Source organism: Ensifer sp. 22521 (genome assembly GCF_052044795.1).
Taxonomy (GTDB): Bacteria; Pseudomonadota; Alphaproteobacteria; order Rhizobiales; family Rhizobiaceae; genus Ensifer.
In genome coordinates this window covers 1-19,159 of sequence record NZ_JBQENM010000053.1, presented here as the reverse complement: position 1 = coordinate 19,159, position 19,159 = coordinate 1, and the positions used below count along the sequence as shown (strand labels likewise).

Sequence of the window (19,159 nt, the reverse complement as noted above, 5' to 3'; positions counted from 1 at the left end):
GAGGTCGCAGCCGAGACGATGGCGTCATAGGAGCCGGCAAGCGACACGATGAGCGCTGCCAGCGGTTCGGCGAGGTTGTTGCCGAGGCTTGCATCGTCGGCGAGCAGGACCTTCGTCACGCCCGAGAGCTTTGCAGCCGCATCGGCCGCAGCCTTGGCACCAGAGCCGGCGACGAGCACATGCACGTCGGAACCGATCTTCGATGCTGCCGTCAGCGCCTTGGCGGTCTGGTCGGAAAGGGTTGCGGTGTCGTGATCTGCCAGAAGAAGAATGGCCATGGTTGTGTTCTCCCTTGATTCCTTCGGTTCATGCCCTTGTCCGAAAACCGGTTCCCACTTTTCGGGGCATGAACGCCTTAGAGCACGCCGGCTTCGGTCTTGAGCTTTTCGACCAGCTCGGCGACCGACTTAACCTTGACGCCTGCCTTGCGGCCCGACGGCTCCTCGGTCTTCAGCACCTTCAAGCGCGGGGCGGTATCGACGCCGAAATCGGCCGGCGACTTCTTGTCGAGCGGCTTCTTCTTCGCCTTCATGATGTTCGGCAGCGAAGCATAACGCGGCTCGTTGAGGCGCAGGTCCGTGGTGACGACGGCCGGAAGCTTGACCGCGATGGTCTGCAGACCACCGTCGACTTCGCGCGTCACCTCGGCCGAACCGTTGCCGATCTCAACCTTCGAGGCAAACGTCGCCTGTGGCCAGCCGAGCAGCGCCGACAGCATCTGACCGGTCTGGTTCGAATCGTCGTCGATCGCCTGCTTTCCGACGATGATCAGGCCGGGCTGTTCGGCCTCCGCCACACCCTTGAGGATCTTGGCGACCGCCAGCGGCTCGACGGCATCGTCCGTCTCGACCAGCACGGCGCGATCCGCGCCCATGGCGAGCGCCGTGCGCAAGGTTTCTTCCGCCTTGGCCGGACCGACGGAGACGACCACAACTTCCGAGGCCTTGCCGGCCTCCCTGAGCCGCAGAGCCTCTTCAACGGATATCTCGTCAAACGGGTTCATCGACATCTTCACGCCGTTCAGGTCGACGCCAGAACCATCCGGCATAACTCGGACTTTCACGTTCGCATCGATGACGCGTTTCACTGAAACAAGAATTTTCATGACTGGACTTTCCGGCGCAATTTTTGATGAACCTTCAATATATTCTGCAAAGTTGGCGTCAAGCGTTTTCTCGCGAATTCGTTTTAAAGATACGAAGAATCTGGGATGATGCTCTGCATAACGCGGAGAGCCCGCCGCACTCGCCCGCTGGAAAACCGCGCGAAAGAGTCTCTATCGAGCGCAGCTTGATATTGTCACTCTCGCTATCGCAGCCGGCTAGTCGAGGTGTGATGGTTCATGAGAACACGTTGAGGGGAAAATCGAAAGGACCTTTCGGCCCGCGCTACGCCTCCTTGGCAAGGGGGCCACCTCAAGTAATGTCAGCGCAAACGCTCGCAAGGCTCCGTGAAATGAGGCTTCCTTGTTTAAAGCATGCTGGCTCCGTCATTCCCGTCGTCGTCTGCAAACTGACCATGCACAAGCAGAAAATCGAGGCCGGACCGGATGTCTTTCGATATGGCCGCACCTGCCTTGGCCGCGTCGCGTGCCACGAGCGCGTCGACCGCTTCCTCGCAATAGGAAGTCGCCCGAGCGTCGCCGGGTGCGACGCTAAGATGTCTGAGGAATGGACCGCACTGGAGCCAAAGGAGTTCGATATGTGATCTCAAAGTCTCCGAGCTGCAGTATTTGTAAATTCCGAATTTTAGCTTCTGATTGAAATCCAAGTATTGCTCGAGATTGTTGTCATTCAGCGCCTTAATAAGACCGTCGCTTGAACGGCGAAGCTCCCGAAGACCATCACTATCGATACGCTCGCAGGCTTGGAGCGTCGCGTGACTCTCAAGAAGAGCCCGTAGCTCCATGACTTCCTTAAACCGCGTCCTGGTGGCTATCGGAATAGCATACGTGCCGTTAGACTTCTGAACCAATGCTCGCTCGGCTAGTAACCGACCCAAGGCAGCACGCGCAGGCATCTCGCTGGTTCCGAGTGCTTTACCGACCATTCTTCCGCTGAGCTTCTGACCAGGCTCGAACCCGCCCCGCATCAGCACGGTTCGGAGTTGCTCGTACACTTGGTCTTGCATCGACTGAAAATCGATCGGTTCTAGTGCAAGTCCTGACTTCATAGTGGTTCTCAATTCAGGCATCCATATTCGTATAAAAGCACCAACACTGAATGCTGGGTAGGTCAAGCCGGGTGAAACTACCCGCCCGGCCGACTCGGTGATCGCGGCCGTGCCTAAGGAAGTACTTTCCCCGGATTCATAATGTTGTTTGGGTCGAGTGCCCTCTTCAAGGTCCACATGGTTCCGATAGCATTTTTGTGCTCCCATTCCATATACCTGGTCTTGCCATATCCGATCCCATGCTCGCCGCTGCATGTGCCACCGAGAGCGAGCGTTCGTTCGATAAGCCGATCATGAATCTCCTCGGCTAATTCAAATTCAGAGTGAACCTCCGGGTCGATGACCATGCCAAGGTGGAAGTTTCCATCACCGACGTGGCCGATAACGCTCACAAAGAACGGCACGCGTTCCAGGTCTTCGCGTGTCAGCCGAATGATTTCAGAGAGTTTAGAGATCGGAACGCAGGAATCGGTACCGTACACGCGTGCGTTGGGGCGCATCGCGAGGAGAGCATAATGCGCCTCGTGCCTTGCGTGCCATAGCTTATTGCGCTCCTCGATGTCGGTCGAGGACTCCAATTTTGATCCACCGTGTGACGCGACCAGTTCGGAGATCTGAGCAATCTGATCATCGACCGACGCGGTTGAGCCGTGAAATTCGAAGAACAGCGTTGGCGCGACATTGAGCTCGAGCTTGGAAAAGCGATTGACCGCGACAATGGTCTGCTCATCAAGGAACTCCACTCGGGCAAGCGGAATGCCGAGCTGTACTGCTTCCGTGACCAAGGTGACCGCGTCTTCGACGGTTGGGAAGCTCGACACACCAGATGCAATAACTTCGGGAAGGCCATATAGCTTGATGGTGACTTCCGTGATCAATCCGAGCGTGCCTTCGCTGCCAACGAAGAGGCTCGTAAGGTCGTAGCCTGCGGCGGATTTCCGCGCACGAGAGCCGGTTCGAATGATCTCCCCACTCGGAAGCACCACCTCTAGGGCCAGCACATTCGCCTTCATGTTGCCGTATCTGACGGCATTGGTGCCGGATGCCCGCGTAGCCGCCATCCCACCGATCGTCGCATCCGCGCCGGGATCGACCGGGAAAAAAAGGCCCGTATCCCGGAGATAGGAATTCAATTGTTTACGTGTCACGCCGGGTTCGACCGTCGCGTCGAGATCCTCGGCGTTGACAGCAAGCACAGCATTCATTCGGCTGAGGTCGATGCATACCCCGCCCCGCAGCGCATTGACGTTGCCCTCCAGGGATGTGCCCGCTCCCCAGGGCACAACGGGAACGCCGGCTTCGTTGCAGATCCTCAGGACTGCGCTCACCTCCTTCGTCGAAACCGGGAAGCACACCGCTTCCGGAGGAGCCGACGGCAAGTGGCCCTCCCCGCGGGAGTGCTGCTCGATTATGGAAGGATTAACACTGATCCGGTCGCCAAGAATCGCGGCAAGCCTCTCTTTGATGTTTTCGGCGAGTTTCATGTCATTGGCTTTCAAGGGAGTGATGGCATCCAACGCTGCGATATGGGCAAAAGCGACGGCCACTTGTTCAAGGGTAGCGCGCCCTACCTGCGGGTAAGGCTGCGCAGGAAGCTTTCCTTGCGGGCACTAGTGGACACGTCGAAGAATTTCTCGGGAGGAGAATCCTCGATGATGACGCCGCCTTCCAGAAACACAATGCGGTCAGCCACTTCGCGCGCGAAGTTCATCTCGTGTGTCGCGATGATCATCGTCATTCCCTCGTTGCGGAGTTCGCGCATTACCGAGAGAACTTCGTGTACGAGCTCGGGGTCGAGCGCCGAGGTCGGCTCGTCGAAAAGCATGGCTTCAGGTTTCATGGCGAGCGACCGCGCGATTGCGACCCGCTGTTTCTGACCACCCGAAAGTTCGTCCGGGTAATAGTCATGCCTCTCGGCCAGCCCCACCCGCGTGAGAAGATCCATCGCCCGCTGTCGGGCGTCAGCCTTCGAGATCCCGAGCACTTGGACGGGTCCCTCCATGACGTTCTGCAACGCCGTCATGTGAGGAAACAGATTGAAGTCTTGGAACACCATTCCCAGACGGGCGCGGACCCTGGCGATGCGGGTCTGGCTGTGAGGCTTCAGCCCTTCGGGAATCTCATCGTAATAAACCCTCTCGCCGTCGAGACGGATCTCACCGGCAGTCAGTGCTTCGAGATTGTTGACACAGCGAAGCAAGGTCGACTTGCCGCTACCGGAGGGGCCGACCAGGCAGACGACTTCCCCCTTGCGTATCGCAAGCGACACTCCGTTGACGACGGCCAAGGATCCATAGGATTTGTGGATATTGTTTAACAGGATCATCGGCTGGAACCCCTAGCTTCTATTGAATCGACCAGATTTGGCTTCGACGGGGCCGATCTCACACGGCGCTTTGTATGCATGCGTCGCTCCAGATATCGGACGAACAAGGCAGCAGGGAAACCAGCCACGAAATAGAGGATCCCGGTTACCGTATAGACCGTGAAATATTGATACGTGGAGGACGACACGAGGTTGCCGGTATAGAGCAACTCATTGACGGTCACGACGGACGCAAGGGCCGTGTCCTTGAAGAGCGCGATGAAGTAATTGCCTAGCGTGGGAGTCACAACCTTGAAAGCTTGAGGCAGAATAATTCTGATGAACGCCTTGGCCGGGGTCATGCCCAGGGCGGCCGCCGCATTACGCTGTCCGTCAGGAATGGATTTTATGCCACCGCGGTAGACCTCGCTGAGATATGCCGTGTAGTTCACCGTCAATGCTACAACCGCTGCGGCGAACGGATCAAGCTGAACGCCGGCAGCCGGAAGAACGTAGTACACGTAGAACAACTGCAAAATCAGAGGTGTGCCGCGAATAATCTCCACCAACGCTTCGAAGGGCAGGCGGACGAGCCAGAGGCGCGAGGTCCGAACGAGCGCCAGCGGAATGGCCAGAACGCCGGCCAGGACTATAACGATCAGCGTGAGCAAAATCGTATTTCCTAGCCCTTGCAACAGTACATATCCGTATGACCGGATCACGTCTAAGTTCAAGAGTTCCATCGTGTTCTTCGCCGATGGTCACCGGCCGATTTAGGATCGACCAGTGACGCAGTCGCTCCTTAATCAGTTCACTTGCAGCGGGAAGTAGAAGAGATTGCGATCCGAAAGCCCATTCCTGCGAAGGACCTCTGACATGGCGCCCGAAGCTCTGGCTTCCGCCAAAGCCTGATTGAAGGCGGCACGGAAGCTGCAATCCTCCTTGCGGAAACCAAAGCGGGCATAACCGTAGCCGTTCTTCAAAAGATCGTCCGGGATCGGGAAGCTCGCGAGGGATTCGACGTTCGCGTCGGGATTGGCCTTCTTAAACTCGGCGGCCAGGAGATCGTACTCAACGACTACGTCGACCTTGTCCTGCTGGATGGCAGCGAACTCTTCCGCATAGCTTTGGAAGCGCGTGGCTTCGATACCGACCTTTTTCAGGTATTCGTCAGTACCGGTACCAAGAAGAACCCCGACGCGAACGGTCGCAAGATCTTCGAAGCTCTTCACCTTCTTTGGGTTCCCCGCTTGGACAACGACAGCGGGGCCATACCACCAAACCGGACCACTGAAAGCGATAGTCTTCGAACGTTCGGGGGTTACGTGTAGGTCGGTTACGACCATATCGATACGGTTAGAAAGCATCGACGGAATGAGCGAGTTGAACGCGCCCGCCTCATAGGTGATCTTTGTGATACCCATGTGCTTGAGGACTTCTGCGTGTAGCTCCACGTCGATTCCTACGGCCTTGCCCGACGCCGGGTCGATACCGGACCAGGGCATAGCCGCAGCCACGCCAAGCTTCACACCGTTCTCGATCGCGTTTTCATAAGACTCGTCAGTACAAGCTGGGTAGTCTGCTGGTACTTCATAGTACGGTTCCGCTGCCACAGCGTGAAATCCTATGCCGACACTCATGATGATTGCGGCGCAGGTCGCACTCAAATAACTTGCAGTTCGGTTCATTTCATTCTCTCCAGTTGGTTTCGGTTCCCCGTGCGCCTCCTTCACCGGTGGCGAACGCTTTATTGCGAGGATCTGCCGGACTAAGCAGTCAGTCCCCGTTCGTATGCGAGCAGATCTGCCAACTGCGTGCGCATCTCTTCAACGAGCGCCGTGCTAGGCGCCCTATTTGGCAGGCGGACGGGGCCAGCCTCAAAGCCCGCAAGGGTCTGAGCAGCCTTCATCGGGCCCGGATTGGGCTCCGCGTAAACGCTGAGAAGGAAGTTCCGGATACGTCCGATCTGCCCCTGCGCAGTCTTAAGATCGCCTGCCCGTGCGGTGTCGAAGATCTGAACCCACGTACGCGGTAGAACGTTCGTAGAGGCCAGTACGCCTCCAACGGCACCAAGCGCGATCTGGGCTGCGAATAAGTGCTCATCCCCGGACATTACCGCGATGTGCTCCCCGACCAACTCGACGACCCTGGTGAAGGTGGTCTGGTCTGGGTTCGATGCCTTCATTGCGAAGACAGAACCGTCCGCCACGATGTCGCATACGGTCTCCGGTTCGAGTGAAACGAGAGTAAGATAAGGGATCTCGTAAAGCATCACAGCTTGGCCAACGCCGTCGGCAACTGCCTTGTAGTAGTCCCGAATGCCAGCTTGGCTGGGGGCCGTACCGAAGGGGGTGATGACCATCAGTCCGTTTGCCCCCGCCTCCAAGCAAGCGCGACCGAGTGCCAGAGTGTCGGGCAATCCAGGAGTGATAACGCCCGCAAGCACCGGCACCCTTCCGCCGACAGCCTCAACTGTCACTCCAACAACTTCAACACGTTCAGCAAAGGACAAGGCAGCTCCTTCGCCTGTCCCGCCAATTGCAACGATCCCAGCGATACCGGCTTGCAACTGAGTTTCGATCTGCTCCGAAATGGCGCGTGTGTTCAATCTTCCGTCGGGGGTCAGGGGCGTTGTGGTGGCCGTGTATAGGCCGTACGTCGTGAGCTTGGTCAGCGCCATGTGACTCGTCTCCATCCTAAAAGATCTGATTTCTCCTCCTCGCAATCGGGCGTTCCGTCGCGATGGGGTGATTTGTGACGGCAATTTTCAGAGAATGTCAATCGTGCGATCTACGATCTGCGATCGCGCTTTTTAGTTTGGTCACATAGTTTATCGAGCGAGCTCTTTGATTTCGCGAAAAAAACCGTCCACGCGCACCGTTTGAAAAAACGTATTGAATGTTGAATATTTTTGACATAGCGTTGCGTTCGTTGGGTGGCCGCTTCACACAACAATCGGGGACGCGGCAGCGAACAATTTCATTGAGGACGGTGGGATCGACGTACTTCGAAGGATGAGCGTCGGAGGGCTAAGTCGTGCCCTTTCCCCGGTTGCGAAAAGGCGCGCGGCAAATGGGATCGAAAGCATTTCGCGATGCCTTGCTCTCCGGCTGAAAGATCCTATCACCACGAGCCACCGGCCTACACACCTCGAGCGCTCCAGCATCGCCCCGATCTCTGGATCCGACCACAAGATTTGGAACCAGCAACCAGACTTTCTAGCTGCCCGAGTACCGGGTGTGCGCCGACAAGGAGAAGACATGCCAATCCACCAAGAGTTCGACCGCCTTTCAGGCACGTTGTTTGTCGACGGACGCTATTTGAAGAGCGCCGCAACCAATAGAATCTCGGTCATCGACCCGGCCACTGAAGATCGCATTGCTGAAATCGCGGATGCCACGGACGACGAACTCGAGAATGTGATCGACATCGCAAACTCCGCGAGGAAGGCGTGGTTGGCCATAGATTCACGCACTCGCTCTACGGCCCTTCACGAAGTCGCGGCAAAGATCCGTCGCGATAAGGCTGTATATGGCTATTTCATGACCCGTGAGGAAGGTAAGCCGTTCAAGGAAGCCGTCGACGAAACATCGTGGTGCGCTACCGCGATCGACTACTATGCCGAACTTGGGCGCAACGAGAGCGGCAGAATCGCTGGATCGACTGTTCCGGGCCAGTTCCACTTCTCGATCAAGGAACCGTTGGGAACTGTCGTTATCATTCTTCCCTTCAACTTCCCGCTTGTCCTCCTTTGCTGGGAACTGGCGGCCGCACTCGCTGCAGGCAATTCCGTCATCATCAAGCCGCATGAGCAGACAAGCATTACTACTCTAAAATTCATGGAAGTGTTCAGCGAACTGCCCAAGGGTCTGGTGCAAGTCGTTACCGGCGGCCCGCGTGTCGCTCAACACCTCGTCCGAAGCAAAAAGACCCATTGCATCGCGTACACTGGCTCTGTGCCGATCGCGCAGGAAATTCTGAGGGTTTGCGCCGAAACCTTCAAACCCGCTCTGATTGAGGCATCCGGCAACGACCCCTTCATCGTCATGCCTTCCGCTCCTTTAGATATCGCTGTGCGGGCGGCTGCCTTCGCTGCTTACCTCAACTGCGGCCAAGTTTGTACATCGGCAGAACGATTCTACGTTCATGACAGCATTCACGACGAGTTCGTCGAACGACTGGTCGCTGAAACGAAAAAGCTTCGCATTGGCAACGGCCTCGAAAATGTTGACATCGGCCCAATGGCGACGCACCGCCAGCGAGACCGCTTCGAGTCGCTTCTCGCGCGCGCGCGTCATGAAGGCGCAATTTTCGCCACCGGTGGCGGACGCCCCAATGGACTCAATCACGGCTGGTTCATCGAGCCTGCAGTCCTGACGAATGTGGATCCAAAGTCAGAAATCCTCAACGGAGAATCTTTCGGTCCCGTCGCGCCCATCTGTCGCGTGAAAGATTTCGATGAAGCACTTGAACTCGCGAACCGTTCCGAGTTCGGCCTTGGGTCTAACCTCTACTCCCGCGATATGGGCGAGATGATGCGAGCGGTCAACGAGATTGAAGCAGGTATGGTCTGGATCAATGCGCCGATCCTTGACAACGACGCGCTCCCCTTTGGCGGACGTAAGCTGTCAGGTATCGGCCGGCAGCTCGGCCCAGAAGGCCTAGCGCAGTTCCAGTCCTCGAAGTACGTGGTGATGGATCCAGAGGCCGCCCCGCAGGACTTCTGGTGGTTCCCCTACCCAGATGCGGAGAGTTTCGAACGGGCGAAATCCGAGTGAAATCGAAAGGTCGGCCGCATCACTGCGGCCGACCACAGGAATGCCCGAAACGCCTTCAAAACTCGCGGAGAAGGCCCCACTGATAGGGTCAAATCACGATTGTCGCGAAGCCAGACGCGACGAGGTCCGGGCGACGTTTGTCACAGTATGTGCGCTTTTGATAAACGAGAGCGGCTTGCCAACTTCGACTAAGCTTGCATGAAGCATGACGGCCCGTTCGTATGCAGCGTCGTCGAGCATATGACTGGAGCACGTCGGGTTTAATCCGGTTCATATCCGGCTGTCCTGAAGCAGTTTACGCATTCGGCCGGCGTAAAGAGTTCGATGATGGAACTGGCGGCTTTCCAGAGAGCGGGGATGGTTTGTTCGGCCCTTGACCGCATCAATGCCTTGAGCTTTGCGCATGCGTTTTCGATGGGGTTAAAGTTGGGACTGTAAGGCGGCAGGTAGAGCAGCCTGCGCCTGTCGCTTCCGTGGCGTCGCGCACACCGGCGGCCTTAGCCGCGCCGTCACCCTTGGGGCCGCGGTGTCAGTTCGCTGATCTTCGCCCGTGCGATCCAGCGGATCGCGCTTGATACCCCGACGCCGAAACGGGCCGCCGCCTGCCGGGCCGATGCCCCGTCATCCGCAGGTTTCAAGACACGTAACCGTACACCCCTGCTCAGCGCTCTGGCCATCACCAACATCCGTCAAAGCGGATGTTGAATCAGAAACCAGCCGGCACGTCACATCACAATCGATTCATCGATACCCGGACGCGCTCTAGCAGGCTGTTGAAAAAGAAGCTGGCCTGGAGGCTTTCGCCGTGATTCACTCGCTTCGTCGAGTTTTGGAGTGATGCATGCGCGGCGGCGATGTGAGGACGGGTGAACTCTTCAGCTATGTCGATCTGGAGGATCGAGTTCGTCGTGATCATCCGCTGCGGGCAATCCGGCAGATCGTGAACGACGCTCTGGTTTTCTTGGAACGGGAGTTTGCAGCGCTCTATTCGCCGATCGGGCGGCCATCGATTGCGCCTGAGAAGCTTCTGCGCGCCATGCTTTTGCAAGCCTTCTATTCGATCCGCTCGGAGCGGCTTTTGATGGAGCGGCTGGAATACGACCTTCTGTTCCGCTGGTTCGTCGGCATTGGCATTGACGATCCAGCTTGGGACCATTCGGTGTTTTCGAAGAACCGCGACCGGTTGCTGGAAGGCGACATCGCCGCGAAGTTCCTCAGTGCGATCCTTTCGCAGCCCAAGGTAAAGCGGTTGCTGTCTACAGACCACTTCTCTGTCGATGGCACGCTGATCGAAGCCTGGGCGTCGATCAAGAGCTTCAAGCCGAAGGACGGCCCAAAGGGGCGATCATGGCGAACCACCTTCGAATGCAGGTGGTCGGAATGTCGAAGCAGACTTTCATGGCGAAAAGCGTTCCAACGAGATGCATGCTTCAACGACCGACCCAGACGCAAGACTTTATAAGAAGGGCAAAGGCAAGGAGGCCAAGCTGTGCTTCATGGGGCATGGGCTGATGGAAAATCGCCAAGGGCTGCTGGTCGATGCCTATCTGACTGAGGCCAGCGGATATGCTGAACGGGCAGCGGCGCTGCACATGATCGAACCTTTCGCTGATCGGACACAAGCGATCACGCTGGGTGCCGACAAGGCCTATGACACAAAGGACTTCGTCCAAGATTTGCGGTCGATGAAGGTGACGCCCCATGTGGCGCAGAATATTAATGGTCGCCGCTCGGCCATCGACGGTCGCACGACGCGCCATTCCGGCTATGGGGTCAGCTTGCGCATCCGTAAGCGCATCGAGGAGGCGTTCGGCTGGATCGAGACCGTCGCGGGGCAGGACAAGACGAAGTTCCGTGGCCGCGACCGCGTCGGATGGGCCTTCACCTTCGCGGCCGCCGCTTACAATCTGGTACGGCTACCGAAGCTGATAGCGATGCTGTCATGAGCGCGGCCAGAAACTGCCGCCTGATCGGCCGCTGGCGGATCGTCGAGGCCGATCTGTGGGGTCGGGATTATCTCGACCTGGTCGAGCCCGCCACAATCACCATCAGGGCCAACGGTCATGGCGAAATCGCCTTCGGTGCGATGCAAGCGGGCCTCGAACTCGGCTACAGCACGTCCATGGTCTCCTTCACATGGGCAGGATGCGACGAAATGGACGAAGTCTCGGGTGACGGACCTGCCGAATTGCTCGACGAGAGTACGATCGAGATCACTTTCGCCTATCACAATGGCGACGAGGCTATCCTAAAGACCAAACGGGAGACTTCTTCAATAGCCTGCTAGGGCGATCGCACGGCTATTGCTGTTAAAATTTTTCTCCGTAACAACGCGGATGGGTTTGGGCATGCTCAATCAGGAACGATGCAACAGGTGCTCGCCTATCTCAGCCAGCGATCGGCAGCCACTGAGGTCCATCGTCATGGCAAGTTCGTCTGATAGAATTTTCATCATCTGCACGGCGCCCTCCTCTCCCGCGGCGGCGGTGCCGTAGAGCATGCTTCGACCAACAAGGACCGCCTTCGCGCCAGAGGCGATGAGCTTGAAAACATCACTTCCTCGTCGAACCGAGCTGTCTGCGAGTACCGTAACTTCGTGACCCACCTCGTCGGCAATTTCGCGGAGCACGGCAATTGGTGACACTGCGCTGTCGAACATACGACCACCGTGGTTGGAGACAACGATGCCGTCCGCGCCAGCGTCCTTTGCCTGCAGCGCATCTTCGGTGCGAAGGACGCCCTTCACGACCAAGTTGCCCTTCCAACGAGCCCGCACCTCTCGTACGTGCTCCCAGCTCATGTCTGGCATCAAATCGAGAGACGGCCCTCCCCCTCGCTTAAGAAGACTTTTTCGGTATTCAACAGGATAATTCGCGAAGTTGGGCATCCCACTAGTCAACAGATATCGAATCAATACGCGAACGGCCCAACCTGGATGGTTTGCCACATCCCATACATTCCTAGACGAGAACCGGAACGGGATATCAAATCCGTTTCGGCGGTTAAATTCACGCTTGGGCATCACTGCTGTGTCAGCAGTCAGGACGAGGGTGCGCGCTCCCTTAGCCCAAGCTCTGTCCATAAGGTCGTACGACGCCTGTGCTTTATTCCATAAGTAGAGCTGAAACCAAACGGGCGCGGGAGTAGCGTCTGCGATCTCCTCCACGGATGAGATCGCCTCCGTTGCAGCACAATAGGGAATGCCAAATCTCGCAGCCGCTTTGGCGAGTTCCAATTCGCCCTGGTATCGTACCAAGCCCGCAAAGGCGGTCGGAGTGACGACGAGTGGTGACGAGTATTCGGTGCCGAAAAGCGTGATATTGGTAGAGCGCGGTGTTGCGTTCCCCTTCAGCACATGCGGTCGGATTTTGACCTCATCGAAAGCGGTACGGTTCGAGGCCAACGCCGTCTCGTCTTCCGCGCCCCTGTCGATGTATTCGAATATCCCTTTCGGAAGCTGGCGCTTAGCTATCGCGCGCGCCTCAGAGAAGTTCTGAAAATCCAATGAATGAGCCAAACTCGAAGTCCTATTGTGTAAATTGAAGAGTGTTCGCCCCAGTCACCCCTCCCGCCAGCTCAGTGTAAGCTGGAAGACTATCAACGCGCCGCCGCGTCACACTATCTCGGAGGCAAGAACCGAGATTTCGACGACGACATCATCGACTAGCTTGGCCTCCACGGTCGTGCGCGCGGGAAGAAGAGGATGCAGGTCCTTCAGAACGGCAAAGGAGGAGGCTTCCGAGGTGGACGGAAACGAAAAATCAAAGATTTTCAATCGTTTATCCGTGATGGGAACCAGTAGATGTTAGCATCGAACTTGCCGTCTATCCGCCGCTGCATCATACCATCCCAAGCCATATGGCGGATTTCGTAGTCGAACTTTCCGCTTAGCCAACTCCTGGATAAGATCGCTCTCGACCCCGTAGAACGTCCGTCCGGCTTCGTCATTCCAAAGGGCGCCAAATCACCCCAGGTCACGAAGATTTGCCTTTTCGCGTCTCGTGCGAACCCTAATGTAGGGACGGCCGCGGCGATTGTTGCCGCCGCAATCAGCTTCAGGAATTGGCTTCTCGTCATTCTCATCAGGACGGCTCCTTCCAGGAACTTGGTGAAACGACCTAACTCACCTCCTAAAGGTAGAGAAACTGCAGGTTGAGAGTACGCTATCGGATCGCAGGAGCGCTCAGAACGGCGCTGGTTTGCTGATCGCTGCACGGTGGTAAACGTCCAAAACGACTGCCGATCCACCAGAAAGCCGTCCCTGATTGAGAGGGTTCACATGGAGTTCCTATTTTATGACTTGATACGAATGCGTAGTTGAATTTTTTTGCACAAGCAATATGATTTTTTTAACACTTCAACATTTTTCACAGCGACCTCGGGAGGCTGATGGAGCCACTGATGTTCGCAAACGGCAAGTTGAGCCGACTGAGCATCTCGTCACGCGTTTAATTTTTTGAACGCTCAACTTTCAATGTTTGGCATCACCTTATATAGATGCCATGACATGATGTGATGGAGATAGTTGTGAGATTAAAAGAAGCTTCGGGCCCGGACGAGGAGGAGTCCATCGTCGGAAAACAACGACCGAAAAATGACGCAGCGGAGCTTGCTGTGGGGGCACGCCTTAAGGCCATTCGTGAAGAGGCCGGCCTTTCTCAGCGGGAACTGGCGAAGCGTGCGGGTGTGACTAATTCCACGGTGTCGCTGATCGAAGCTGACTCTCACGCCCCTTCGCTGGCTTCCCTGCACCGAATATTGAACGCGATTCCGATATCGATGGCGGACTTCTTTGCGCTCCCAATCTCAAAACAGAATGTATTGGTTTACGATGCGCAGGACCTTGCGGTGGTATCGCGAGGTAAGGTCGATATGCGGGTGCTGGGAGGCGAACGGCGTGACAAGAAGCTGCAAATGTTCGTCGAACATTACTCGCCGGGTACGGACACGGGAAAAGTAGCAATCAAACACGACGGTGAGACCGCGGCCTGCATCTTGAAGGGAACGGTCGAGCTGGAGACCGAGGTAGGCACTCGACGCATTGAAGCTGGCGGCGGCTTTCATATTTTTGGGGCCCAACCGTACAGACTAAAGAACGTAGGCAAGACTGTCGCCGTCGTCGCATGCGCTGTCACCCCACCAATGATCTAACAAACCCGCTTTGAACCATCAAATGCGTGTGGCATAAATGATTGTTGAAACTAGCAAGCCGAGAAAGTAGCAGTAACCGTATGCGTATTTTTACGCGCCGGGCTAAAGATTGAACCGCGAGAACAGGCCCCGCCTGCCATCCTCGCGGTTCTTTTCGGTAGTCAAGGGGTTGCCATCAAACTATCGGTTTCGCATAGGCATCGAGATGCTTGTCGGCAACTGCAACAGTAGCAAGTTCCTGCTTCAAGTCGAGATTCAAGCAGAAGAGCCAGTAAAGCACCCCACCCACCGGGATACCGACGAAGAAGGCGAAATCGACGCCACCGAGATATGTCGCGACTGGTCCCTGGTAGAACGACAGGTACATGAACGGAATCATTGAGATAAACGCAAGCGTATACGCAGCAATTCCACGCCAGTTCCAGTTGCCGTAAATTCCGTTCGGATTGAAGATTTCAGTGATCGAGTAGCGTCCCTTCCGCACGATAAAATAGTCGACAAGATTTACTGCGGTCCATGGTGCCATCAGGTATGCCAACACCGCAAGAATTGTATAGAAGGTCGTATTGATGAAATCCGTCGGGAGCAGAACGCCGACGATGGTTGCCGTCACGCCGATCACGGCAATGGTTTTAATTCGCAGGCTACGCGTCGGTGATGTCTCAACGACGCTGTCCATCGCGGTGATTAAGGTGAGCGCCCCGCCGTAGACGCACATTCCGTTAAATATCAAAAGAGCTGTTCCACCCACGACGAGAAGCACTGCGCCAAAACCAGGCATGATCTGGTTGCCGGATTCCTGAAGGGCAAGAGTTAAGCTGTCATTCGGGTAGAGAGCCGCCCCAACGGCCCCAACCGCCTCCATTGCGAAGACACCAGCACCCGCACCGAACGCTGTGTAGAATATGATGGACCGATGGCTTGTGGTGGGCGGCATGTACCGAGAGTAGTCGGAGACGAAGAAGGCCCATGAAAGCTGGTATGCGAGCGATGCCGAAACCACCATCAAGAATGGCGTGAACTGGAACGTACCGGAAAGTCTCGTTTGCTCTGGGGGGAAACCGACTCCAAACACGATGCCGAATGTGAAGGTCGCCAGAGCAACCAAGAGCACGACTGTCGTGTAGCGCTGACCGACATGAAGCCAATGGTAACCGAATATAGCGAAGACGACAGATATAATCCCAAGCAAGATTCCCGAAGTGCTCGCGGAACCGAGACCGAGTTGTTCCGATGTAGCCCCCATGAGATTAACGTTTAGCACAACGTAGCCCCAGTAGACCATGACGGCTACCAGCCAGATGAAGATGGCTCCGTAACGGCCAAACTGGGGACGCGTCTGCACCATTTGCGGGAGCCCGAGATGTGGGCCTTGGCTTGCATGTGCTGCAACCGGGATCGTCCCAAGGATGGTGCCAAGGAGTAAGCCGATCAACGTCCAGGTAAGATTGAGGCCCAAAGTGATGCCGATCGCACCTGTCGCGAGGCTCAAAAGTTGTGCACTCCCGGCAAACCAAATCGTTGCTTGGTCCGAAAGCCGCCCATGTCTTTCCGACAGGGGAACATAGTCGATTGACCTATGCTCGATCGCGAGCGCATTTCGCGCGATCGCCGGCCCCGAAGCGATTCCTGCTTGTGTTTCCAATTGAGTTGCTCCCATTTCCCGCGCTAAGCAGCGCACAACTCCGCGTTGGGAAAAGCCACGTCTTTTCCGTCGACAGACGTTCCTGACGATTAGACACTAGGCTGCCCTGTACCCTCTATTGAATCTTGCTCAAAGGGCAATGGACGCAATCTATGTCCAATTTTTTAAACATTCAATGCGTTTTTTTTTACACTGCTGGAGTACGCCTCGTCTCCCCGGATAGTCAGCTGCCCTGATAACTGCCGAGGGATGATATTTTGAGCGCGGAATGAGGATGGATTTCGTTGGCATCGGGTTCACAGCTTGAGCAGTAAGCTTGTCTCCTTTGCAGTGTACGCTCTGTCGTTGTCGGGCAGATGTCCGATGGCTTGTGGTGTCGCGTTGCGCCGAAGCGCTTCTCGACGGTCTCCAGCATCACGTCCCGCGCATCGGAGACGGATATCCGGGCATTGACGACAGTCGTCCAGGCTATGATCTCGCGGCCGAGGGCGTCGATAATGAACGCCAAGCTGATGACGTCGCCGTTCCAGCAGGTGAGCTTAGCGAGTCGTAAGCCTCCGGTGGAGACCGCAGGTTACGCCGCCTGAGCGTTCAGCGCGTCTGGCTGCCAGTTCCACGGAAGCAATTGCTGCAGCTTGGTGATCGGCGTGTCGGCGATGCGGGCGAGAACGTCGGCAAGCCATGCCTGTGGATCAATGTCGTTGAGCTTGGCGGTCATGAGCAGTGTCGCCATGAACGCAGCACGGTCAGCGCCACGATCCGATCCGGCGAAGAGCCAGGACTTTCTGCCGAGTGCAAAGCCTCTGAGCGCTCGCTCGGCCGCATTGTTCGTCAGGCAAATCCGGCCGTCCTCCAGGAAGGACATGAAGCCATCCCAGCGCTTGAGCATGTAGTCGATCGCCTCTGCGACCGGAGAGCTGCGTGACAGCTTTAACCGCTCGGTTTGAAGCCAGGTCTGCAGATCGTCGACGAGCGGCAGGCTTTCCTTGTGGCGACGCTCCAGACGTTGATCCGCCATAAGCCCGTTGATCTCCCGCTCGATATCAAACAGGGCATCGATCCGTTTGACGGCTTCCAGCGCCATGGGCGAGACCGGCGCAGCGTTCTTTCCACGCTTGGCGCTTGCGGCAATGTCCGCGAGCACGAAGAATTTGCGCCGCGAGTGAGCCCAGCAAAGTGCCTTCGTCAGAGAACCGGGATCGCGGTCTACCTTGAACAGCGGATTGTAGCCGCCATAGGCGTCCGCCTGCAGAATGCCGGTGAAGGATTTGAGGTGGCGCTCCGGATGCTCCTGCCGCCGGTCCCGTGAGGCATAATACAGCGCGGCCGGCGGTGAGAGCCCGCCGAATGGCCGATCGTCCCGGACATAAGTCCAGATGCGGCCCGTATCGGTCTTTCCCTTTGCCAGGATCGGCACGGTCGTGTCGTCACCATGCAGACGCTCGGCGGCAAGGACATGCGCCTCGATCAGAGAGTGAATGGGCTTCAACGCTGCGGCACATGCTCCAACCTGATCAGCCAATGTCGACAAGCTGAGGTCGACACCTTCGCGGGCATAACGTTCGCTCTGACGGTTGAGCGGCTGGTGCTGGGCGAACTTCTCGAAGAGGATCATCGCCAGCAGGTTCGGCCCGGCAAAACCGCGGGGCGTTACGTGGAATGGTGCTGGCGGCTGCGCAATCTTCTCGCACTCGCGGCAGGTGAACTTCTCCCGCACCGTCTGGATGACCTTCCACTGACGCGGAACGACCTCCAGGGTCTCGGTGATGTCCTCACCAAGCTTCGACAGTTTTGCCGATCCGCAGCAGGCGCAATTCGTGGGAGCGGCGATGACGACGCGCTCGCGCGGCAGATGTTCGGGAAACGGTTTGCGTGATGGGCGCTTGCGCTCGAAGGCTTTGACAGCTGAAGCTTTGGCTGCGATCTCTGCCACCAGTTCATCTTCACCGGCGTCCGCTTCGAGCTCTTCGAGCTGAAGTTCCATCTGCTCCAGGAGCCGCGCCTTGCGCTCGGATCGGCTGCCGTAAAGTTCACGACGAACCTTGTCGATCTCCAGCTTCAGCCTCGCGATCAGCGCCTCGGAATGCGATACGAGTGCCTTTGCGCTAGCGGCTTCAGCCTTGGCGGTCGCCGCTTCTGCTTCGGCTGCAACACGTCGAGCGCGTTCCTGGGCCAGCAGTGCAACCGCACTGGCAAGGTCGTCCGGAAGCTCTTCGGTCACATTGCTCATGACAGGATGGAATCATATTCGACCCCGCCATTCCAGTGCTTTCGTTCACCCGGCGGACGTCGGCCGCCAGGTCTTTTGCGGCATTCGCCAGTCGATGCCTTCCAGCAGATAACCGAGCTGCGCAGGCGTGATTACCACCGTGCCATCGGCTGCCGATGGCCAGATGAAGCGTCCCCGCTCAAGCTTCTTCGTGAACAGGCAAGCTCCCTGGCCGTCATGCCAGATCACCTTGATCAAACCGCCGCCTCGGCCGCGGAATACGAACAGGTGCCCACACATCGGATCACGCTTCAGCGCCTCCTGTACCATCAACGACAGACCCGGAAAGCCTTTGCGCATGTCGGTATAGCCTGTCGCCAGCCAGACCTTTACACCTGTAGGGACCAGGATCATCGCAGTCCCAGCACACAGTCGAGAATACGGCCAAGCGCTTCGGTATCGATGTCGCTATCCACGCGGACGCGTCGGCCACGACCAAGTTCGATCGTTACATCACAGCGTTTGCGTCGGGGATGGGATGGTGCGGATGGCTCCGGTATAGCGGGCGAGCCTGCCGAAGCGGTCTCAGACACGATTACCGGCACCAACATGCTTGCCGCTCCTGCCGACGGTCCATCGACCTGGCAAAGCTCCTTGCGCCAGCGGAAGAGCTGGCTGACATGGATGCCGGCCGCGCGGGCAATCTCGGAGATAACCGCATCAGGCTCAAGGCAGGCGGCGACCAACTGCTCCTTCTCCTTGCGAGACCAGCGCCGACGACGCTCAACAGACGTGATCACTTCAATCGGATGCTTCGTCATAGGACTATCCCTAGTGTTTGCACTAGGACTTCCGATGTTGAGCGTCACCTCACAAGGCGGCCCTCACCGTGGGCTTAC

18 protein-coding genes and 4 pseudogenes are annotated in these 19,159 nt (G+C 57.0%); 4 read left to right on the top strand and 18 right to left on the bottom strand.

What is annotated here, in order from left to right; translation table 11 throughout:
- The 8 genes and pseudogenes from ACTJKE_RS35890 to ACTJKE_RS35855 all read right to left on the bottom strand — a co-directional run.
- Nucleotides 1-278, bottom strand: a pseudogene (locus ACTJKE_RS35890) (electron transfer flavoprotein subunit alpha/FixB family protein); the annotation flags it as partial.
- 77 nt (nucleotides 279-355) lie between these two features.
- Nucleotides 356-1,105, bottom strand: a complete 750-nt coding sequence (locus tag ACTJKE_RS35885) for an electron transfer flavoprotein subunit beta/FixA family protein (RefSeq protein ID WP_440661751.1) — start codon at nucleotides 1,103-1,105, stop codon at nucleotides 356-358.
- A gap of 365 nt (nucleotides 1,106-1,470) precedes the next feature.
- Nucleotides 1,471-2,172 (bottom strand): GntR family transcriptional regulator, encoded by a 702-nt coding sequence (locus tag ACTJKE_RS35880; protein ID WP_427142534.1) that lies wholly within the window; start codon nucleotides 2,170-2,172, stop codon nucleotides 1,471-1,473.
- Between the two features lie 113 nt (nucleotides 2,173-2,285).
- Nucleotides 2,286-3,656, bottom strand: coding sequence for an FAD-binding oxidoreductase (locus ACTJKE_RS35875; protein WP_427142535.1), 1,371 nt, complete (start codon nucleotides 3,654-3,656; stop codon nucleotides 2,286-2,288).
- 83 nt (nucleotides 3,657-3,739) lie between these two features.
- Nucleotides 3,740-4,498, bottom strand: a complete 759-nt coding sequence (locus ACTJKE_RS35870) for an amino acid ABC transporter ATP-binding protein (protein WP_427142536.1) — start codon at nucleotides 4,496-4,498, stop codon at nucleotides 3,740-3,742.
- Nucleotides 4,495-5,220, bottom strand: a complete 726-nt coding sequence (locus ACTJKE_RS35865) for an amino acid ABC transporter permease (RefSeq protein WP_427142537.1) — start codon at nucleotides 5,218-5,220, stop codon at nucleotides 4,495-4,497. The genes ACTJKE_RS35870 and ACTJKE_RS35865 overlap by 4 nt, the downstream gene beginning before the upstream one ends.
- Nucleotides 5,221-5,283: 63 nt before the next feature.
- Entirely contained in the window at nucleotides 5,284-6,165 is an 882-nt protein-coding gene (locus tag ACTJKE_RS35860) for a transporter substrate-binding domain-containing protein (RefSeq protein WP_427142538.1), read from the bottom strand.
- Nucleotides 6,166-6,245: 80 nt separating this feature from the next.
- The gene (locus ACTJKE_RS35855) at nucleotides 6,246-7,157 is read right to left on the bottom strand and encodes a dihydrodipicolinate synthase family protein (protein ID WP_427142539.1); all 912 of its coding nucleotides are present in this window, start codon (nucleotides 7,155-7,157) and stop codon (nucleotides 6,246-6,248) included.
- A 580-nt stretch (nucleotides 7,158-7,737) separates the two neighbouring features.
- Here ACTJKE_RS35855 and ACTJKE_RS35850 point away from each other — a divergent pair.
- Nucleotides 7,738-9,255 (top strand): aldehyde dehydrogenase family protein, encoded by a 1,518-nt coding sequence (locus ACTJKE_RS35850; protein ID WP_427142540.1) that lies wholly within the window; start codon nucleotides 7,738-7,740, stop codon nucleotides 9,253-9,255.
- Nucleotides 9,256-9,515: 260 nt separating this feature from the next.
- Here the strand turns inward: ACTJKE_RS35850 and ACTJKE_RS35845 are convergent.
- A pseudogene (locus ACTJKE_RS35845) lies at nucleotides 9,516-9,760 on the bottom strand (transposase); the annotation flags it as partial.
- Between the two features lie 4 nt (nucleotides 9,761-9,764).
- Nucleotides 9,765-9,932 carry a helix-turn-helix domain-containing protein gene (locus ACTJKE_RS35840; RefSeq protein WP_440661749.1) on the bottom strand — a complete coding sequence of 56 codons (168 nt, stop codon included), beginning with the start codon at nucleotides 9,930-9,932 and terminating at the stop codon, nucleotides 9,765-9,767.
- Between the two features lie 164 nt (nucleotides 9,933-10,096).
- On the opposite strand from ACTJKE_RS35840, the pseudogene ACTJKE_RS35835 reads away from it, so the two are divergent.
- Nucleotides 10,097-11,201: pseudogene (locus ACTJKE_RS35835) on the top strand (IS5 family transposase).
- On the top strand, nucleotides 11,198-11,542 hold the full coding sequence (locus ACTJKE_RS35830; RefSeq protein WP_427142541.1) for a hypothetical protein: 345 nt from the start codon (nucleotides 11,198-11,200) through the stop codon (nucleotides 11,540-11,542). Before ACTJKE_RS35835 ends, ACTJKE_RS35830 begins: the two are co-directional and overlap by 4 nt.
- A gap of 69 nt (nucleotides 11,543-11,611) precedes the next feature.
- Here the strand turns inward: ACTJKE_RS35830 and ACTJKE_RS35825 are convergent, their stop codons facing one another.
- The 3 genes from ACTJKE_RS35825 to ACTJKE_RS35815 all read right to left on the bottom strand — a co-directional run bounded on the left by ACTJKE_RS35825 (nucleotide 11,612) and on the right by ACTJKE_RS35815 (nucleotide 13,338).
- Nucleotides 11,612-12,772 carry an alpha-hydroxy acid oxidase gene (locus tag ACTJKE_RS35825; RefSeq protein ID WP_427142542.1) on the bottom strand — a complete coding sequence of 387 codons (1,161 nt, stop codon included), beginning with the start codon at nucleotides 12,770-12,772 and terminating at the stop codon, nucleotides 11,612-11,614.
- Between the two features lie 96 nt (nucleotides 12,773-12,868).
- A complete protein-coding gene (locus ACTJKE_RS35820) occupies nucleotides 12,869-13,030 on the bottom strand; it encodes a hypothetical protein (RefSeq protein WP_440636974.1) in 162 nt (53 codons plus the stop codon).
- Nucleotides 13,027-13,338, bottom strand: a complete 312-nt coding sequence (locus ACTJKE_RS35815; protein WP_427142544.1) for a hypothetical protein — start codon at nucleotides 13,336-13,338, stop codon at nucleotides 13,027-13,029. The genes ACTJKE_RS35820 and ACTJKE_RS35815 overlap by 4 nt, the downstream gene beginning before the upstream one ends.
- Nucleotides 13,339-13,770: 432 nt before the next feature.
- Between ACTJKE_RS35815 and ACTJKE_RS35810 the strand changes: the two genes are divergently transcribed.
- The gene (locus tag ACTJKE_RS35810; protein WP_427142545.1) at nucleotides 13,771-14,406 is read left to right on the top strand and encodes a helix-turn-helix domain-containing protein; all 636 of its coding nucleotides are present in this window, start codon (nucleotides 13,771-13,773) and stop codon (nucleotides 14,404-14,406) included.
- Between the two features lie 175 nt (nucleotides 14,407-14,581).
- Here the strand turns inward: ACTJKE_RS35810 and ACTJKE_RS35805 are convergent, their stop codons facing one another.
- The 5 genes and pseudogenes from ACTJKE_RS35805 to tnpA all read right to left on the bottom strand — a co-directional run bounded on the left by ACTJKE_RS35805 (nucleotide 14,582) and on the right by tnpA (nucleotide 19,081).
- The gene (locus ACTJKE_RS35805) at nucleotides 14,582-16,051 is read right to left on the bottom strand and encodes a purine-cytosine permease family protein (protein WP_427142546.1); all 1,470 of its coding nucleotides are present in this window, start codon (nucleotides 16,049-16,051) and stop codon (nucleotides 14,582-14,584) included.
- Between the two features lie 317 nt (nucleotides 16,052-16,368).
- Nucleotides 16,369-16,592: pseudogene (locus ACTJKE_RS35800) on the bottom strand (IS3-like element IS426 family transposase); the annotation flags it as partial.
- A gap of 33 nt (nucleotides 16,593-16,625) precedes the next feature.
- Nucleotides 16,626-18,281 carry an IS66 family transposase gene (gene tnpC / locus ACTJKE_RS35795; RefSeq protein WP_427142547.1) on the bottom strand — a complete coding sequence of 552 codons (1,656 nt, stop codon included), beginning with the start codon at nucleotides 18,279-18,281 and terminating at the stop codon, nucleotides 16,626-16,628.
- 45 nt (nucleotides 18,282-18,326) lie between these two features.
- Nucleotides 18,327-18,674: an IS66 family insertion sequence element accessory protein TnpB gene (gene tnpB, locus ACTJKE_RS35790; RefSeq protein ID WP_427142548.1), complete on the bottom strand. Its 348-nt coding sequence runs from the start codon at nucleotides 18,672-18,674 to the stop codon at nucleotides 18,327-18,329.
- Entirely contained in the window at nucleotides 18,671-19,081 is a 411-nt protein-coding gene (gene tnpA / locus ACTJKE_RS35785; protein WP_427142549.1) for an IS66-like element accessory protein TnpA, read from the bottom strand. The genes tnpB and tnpA overlap by 4 nt, the downstream gene beginning before the upstream one ends.
- Nucleotides 19,082-19,159 lie beyond the last annotated feature (78 nt).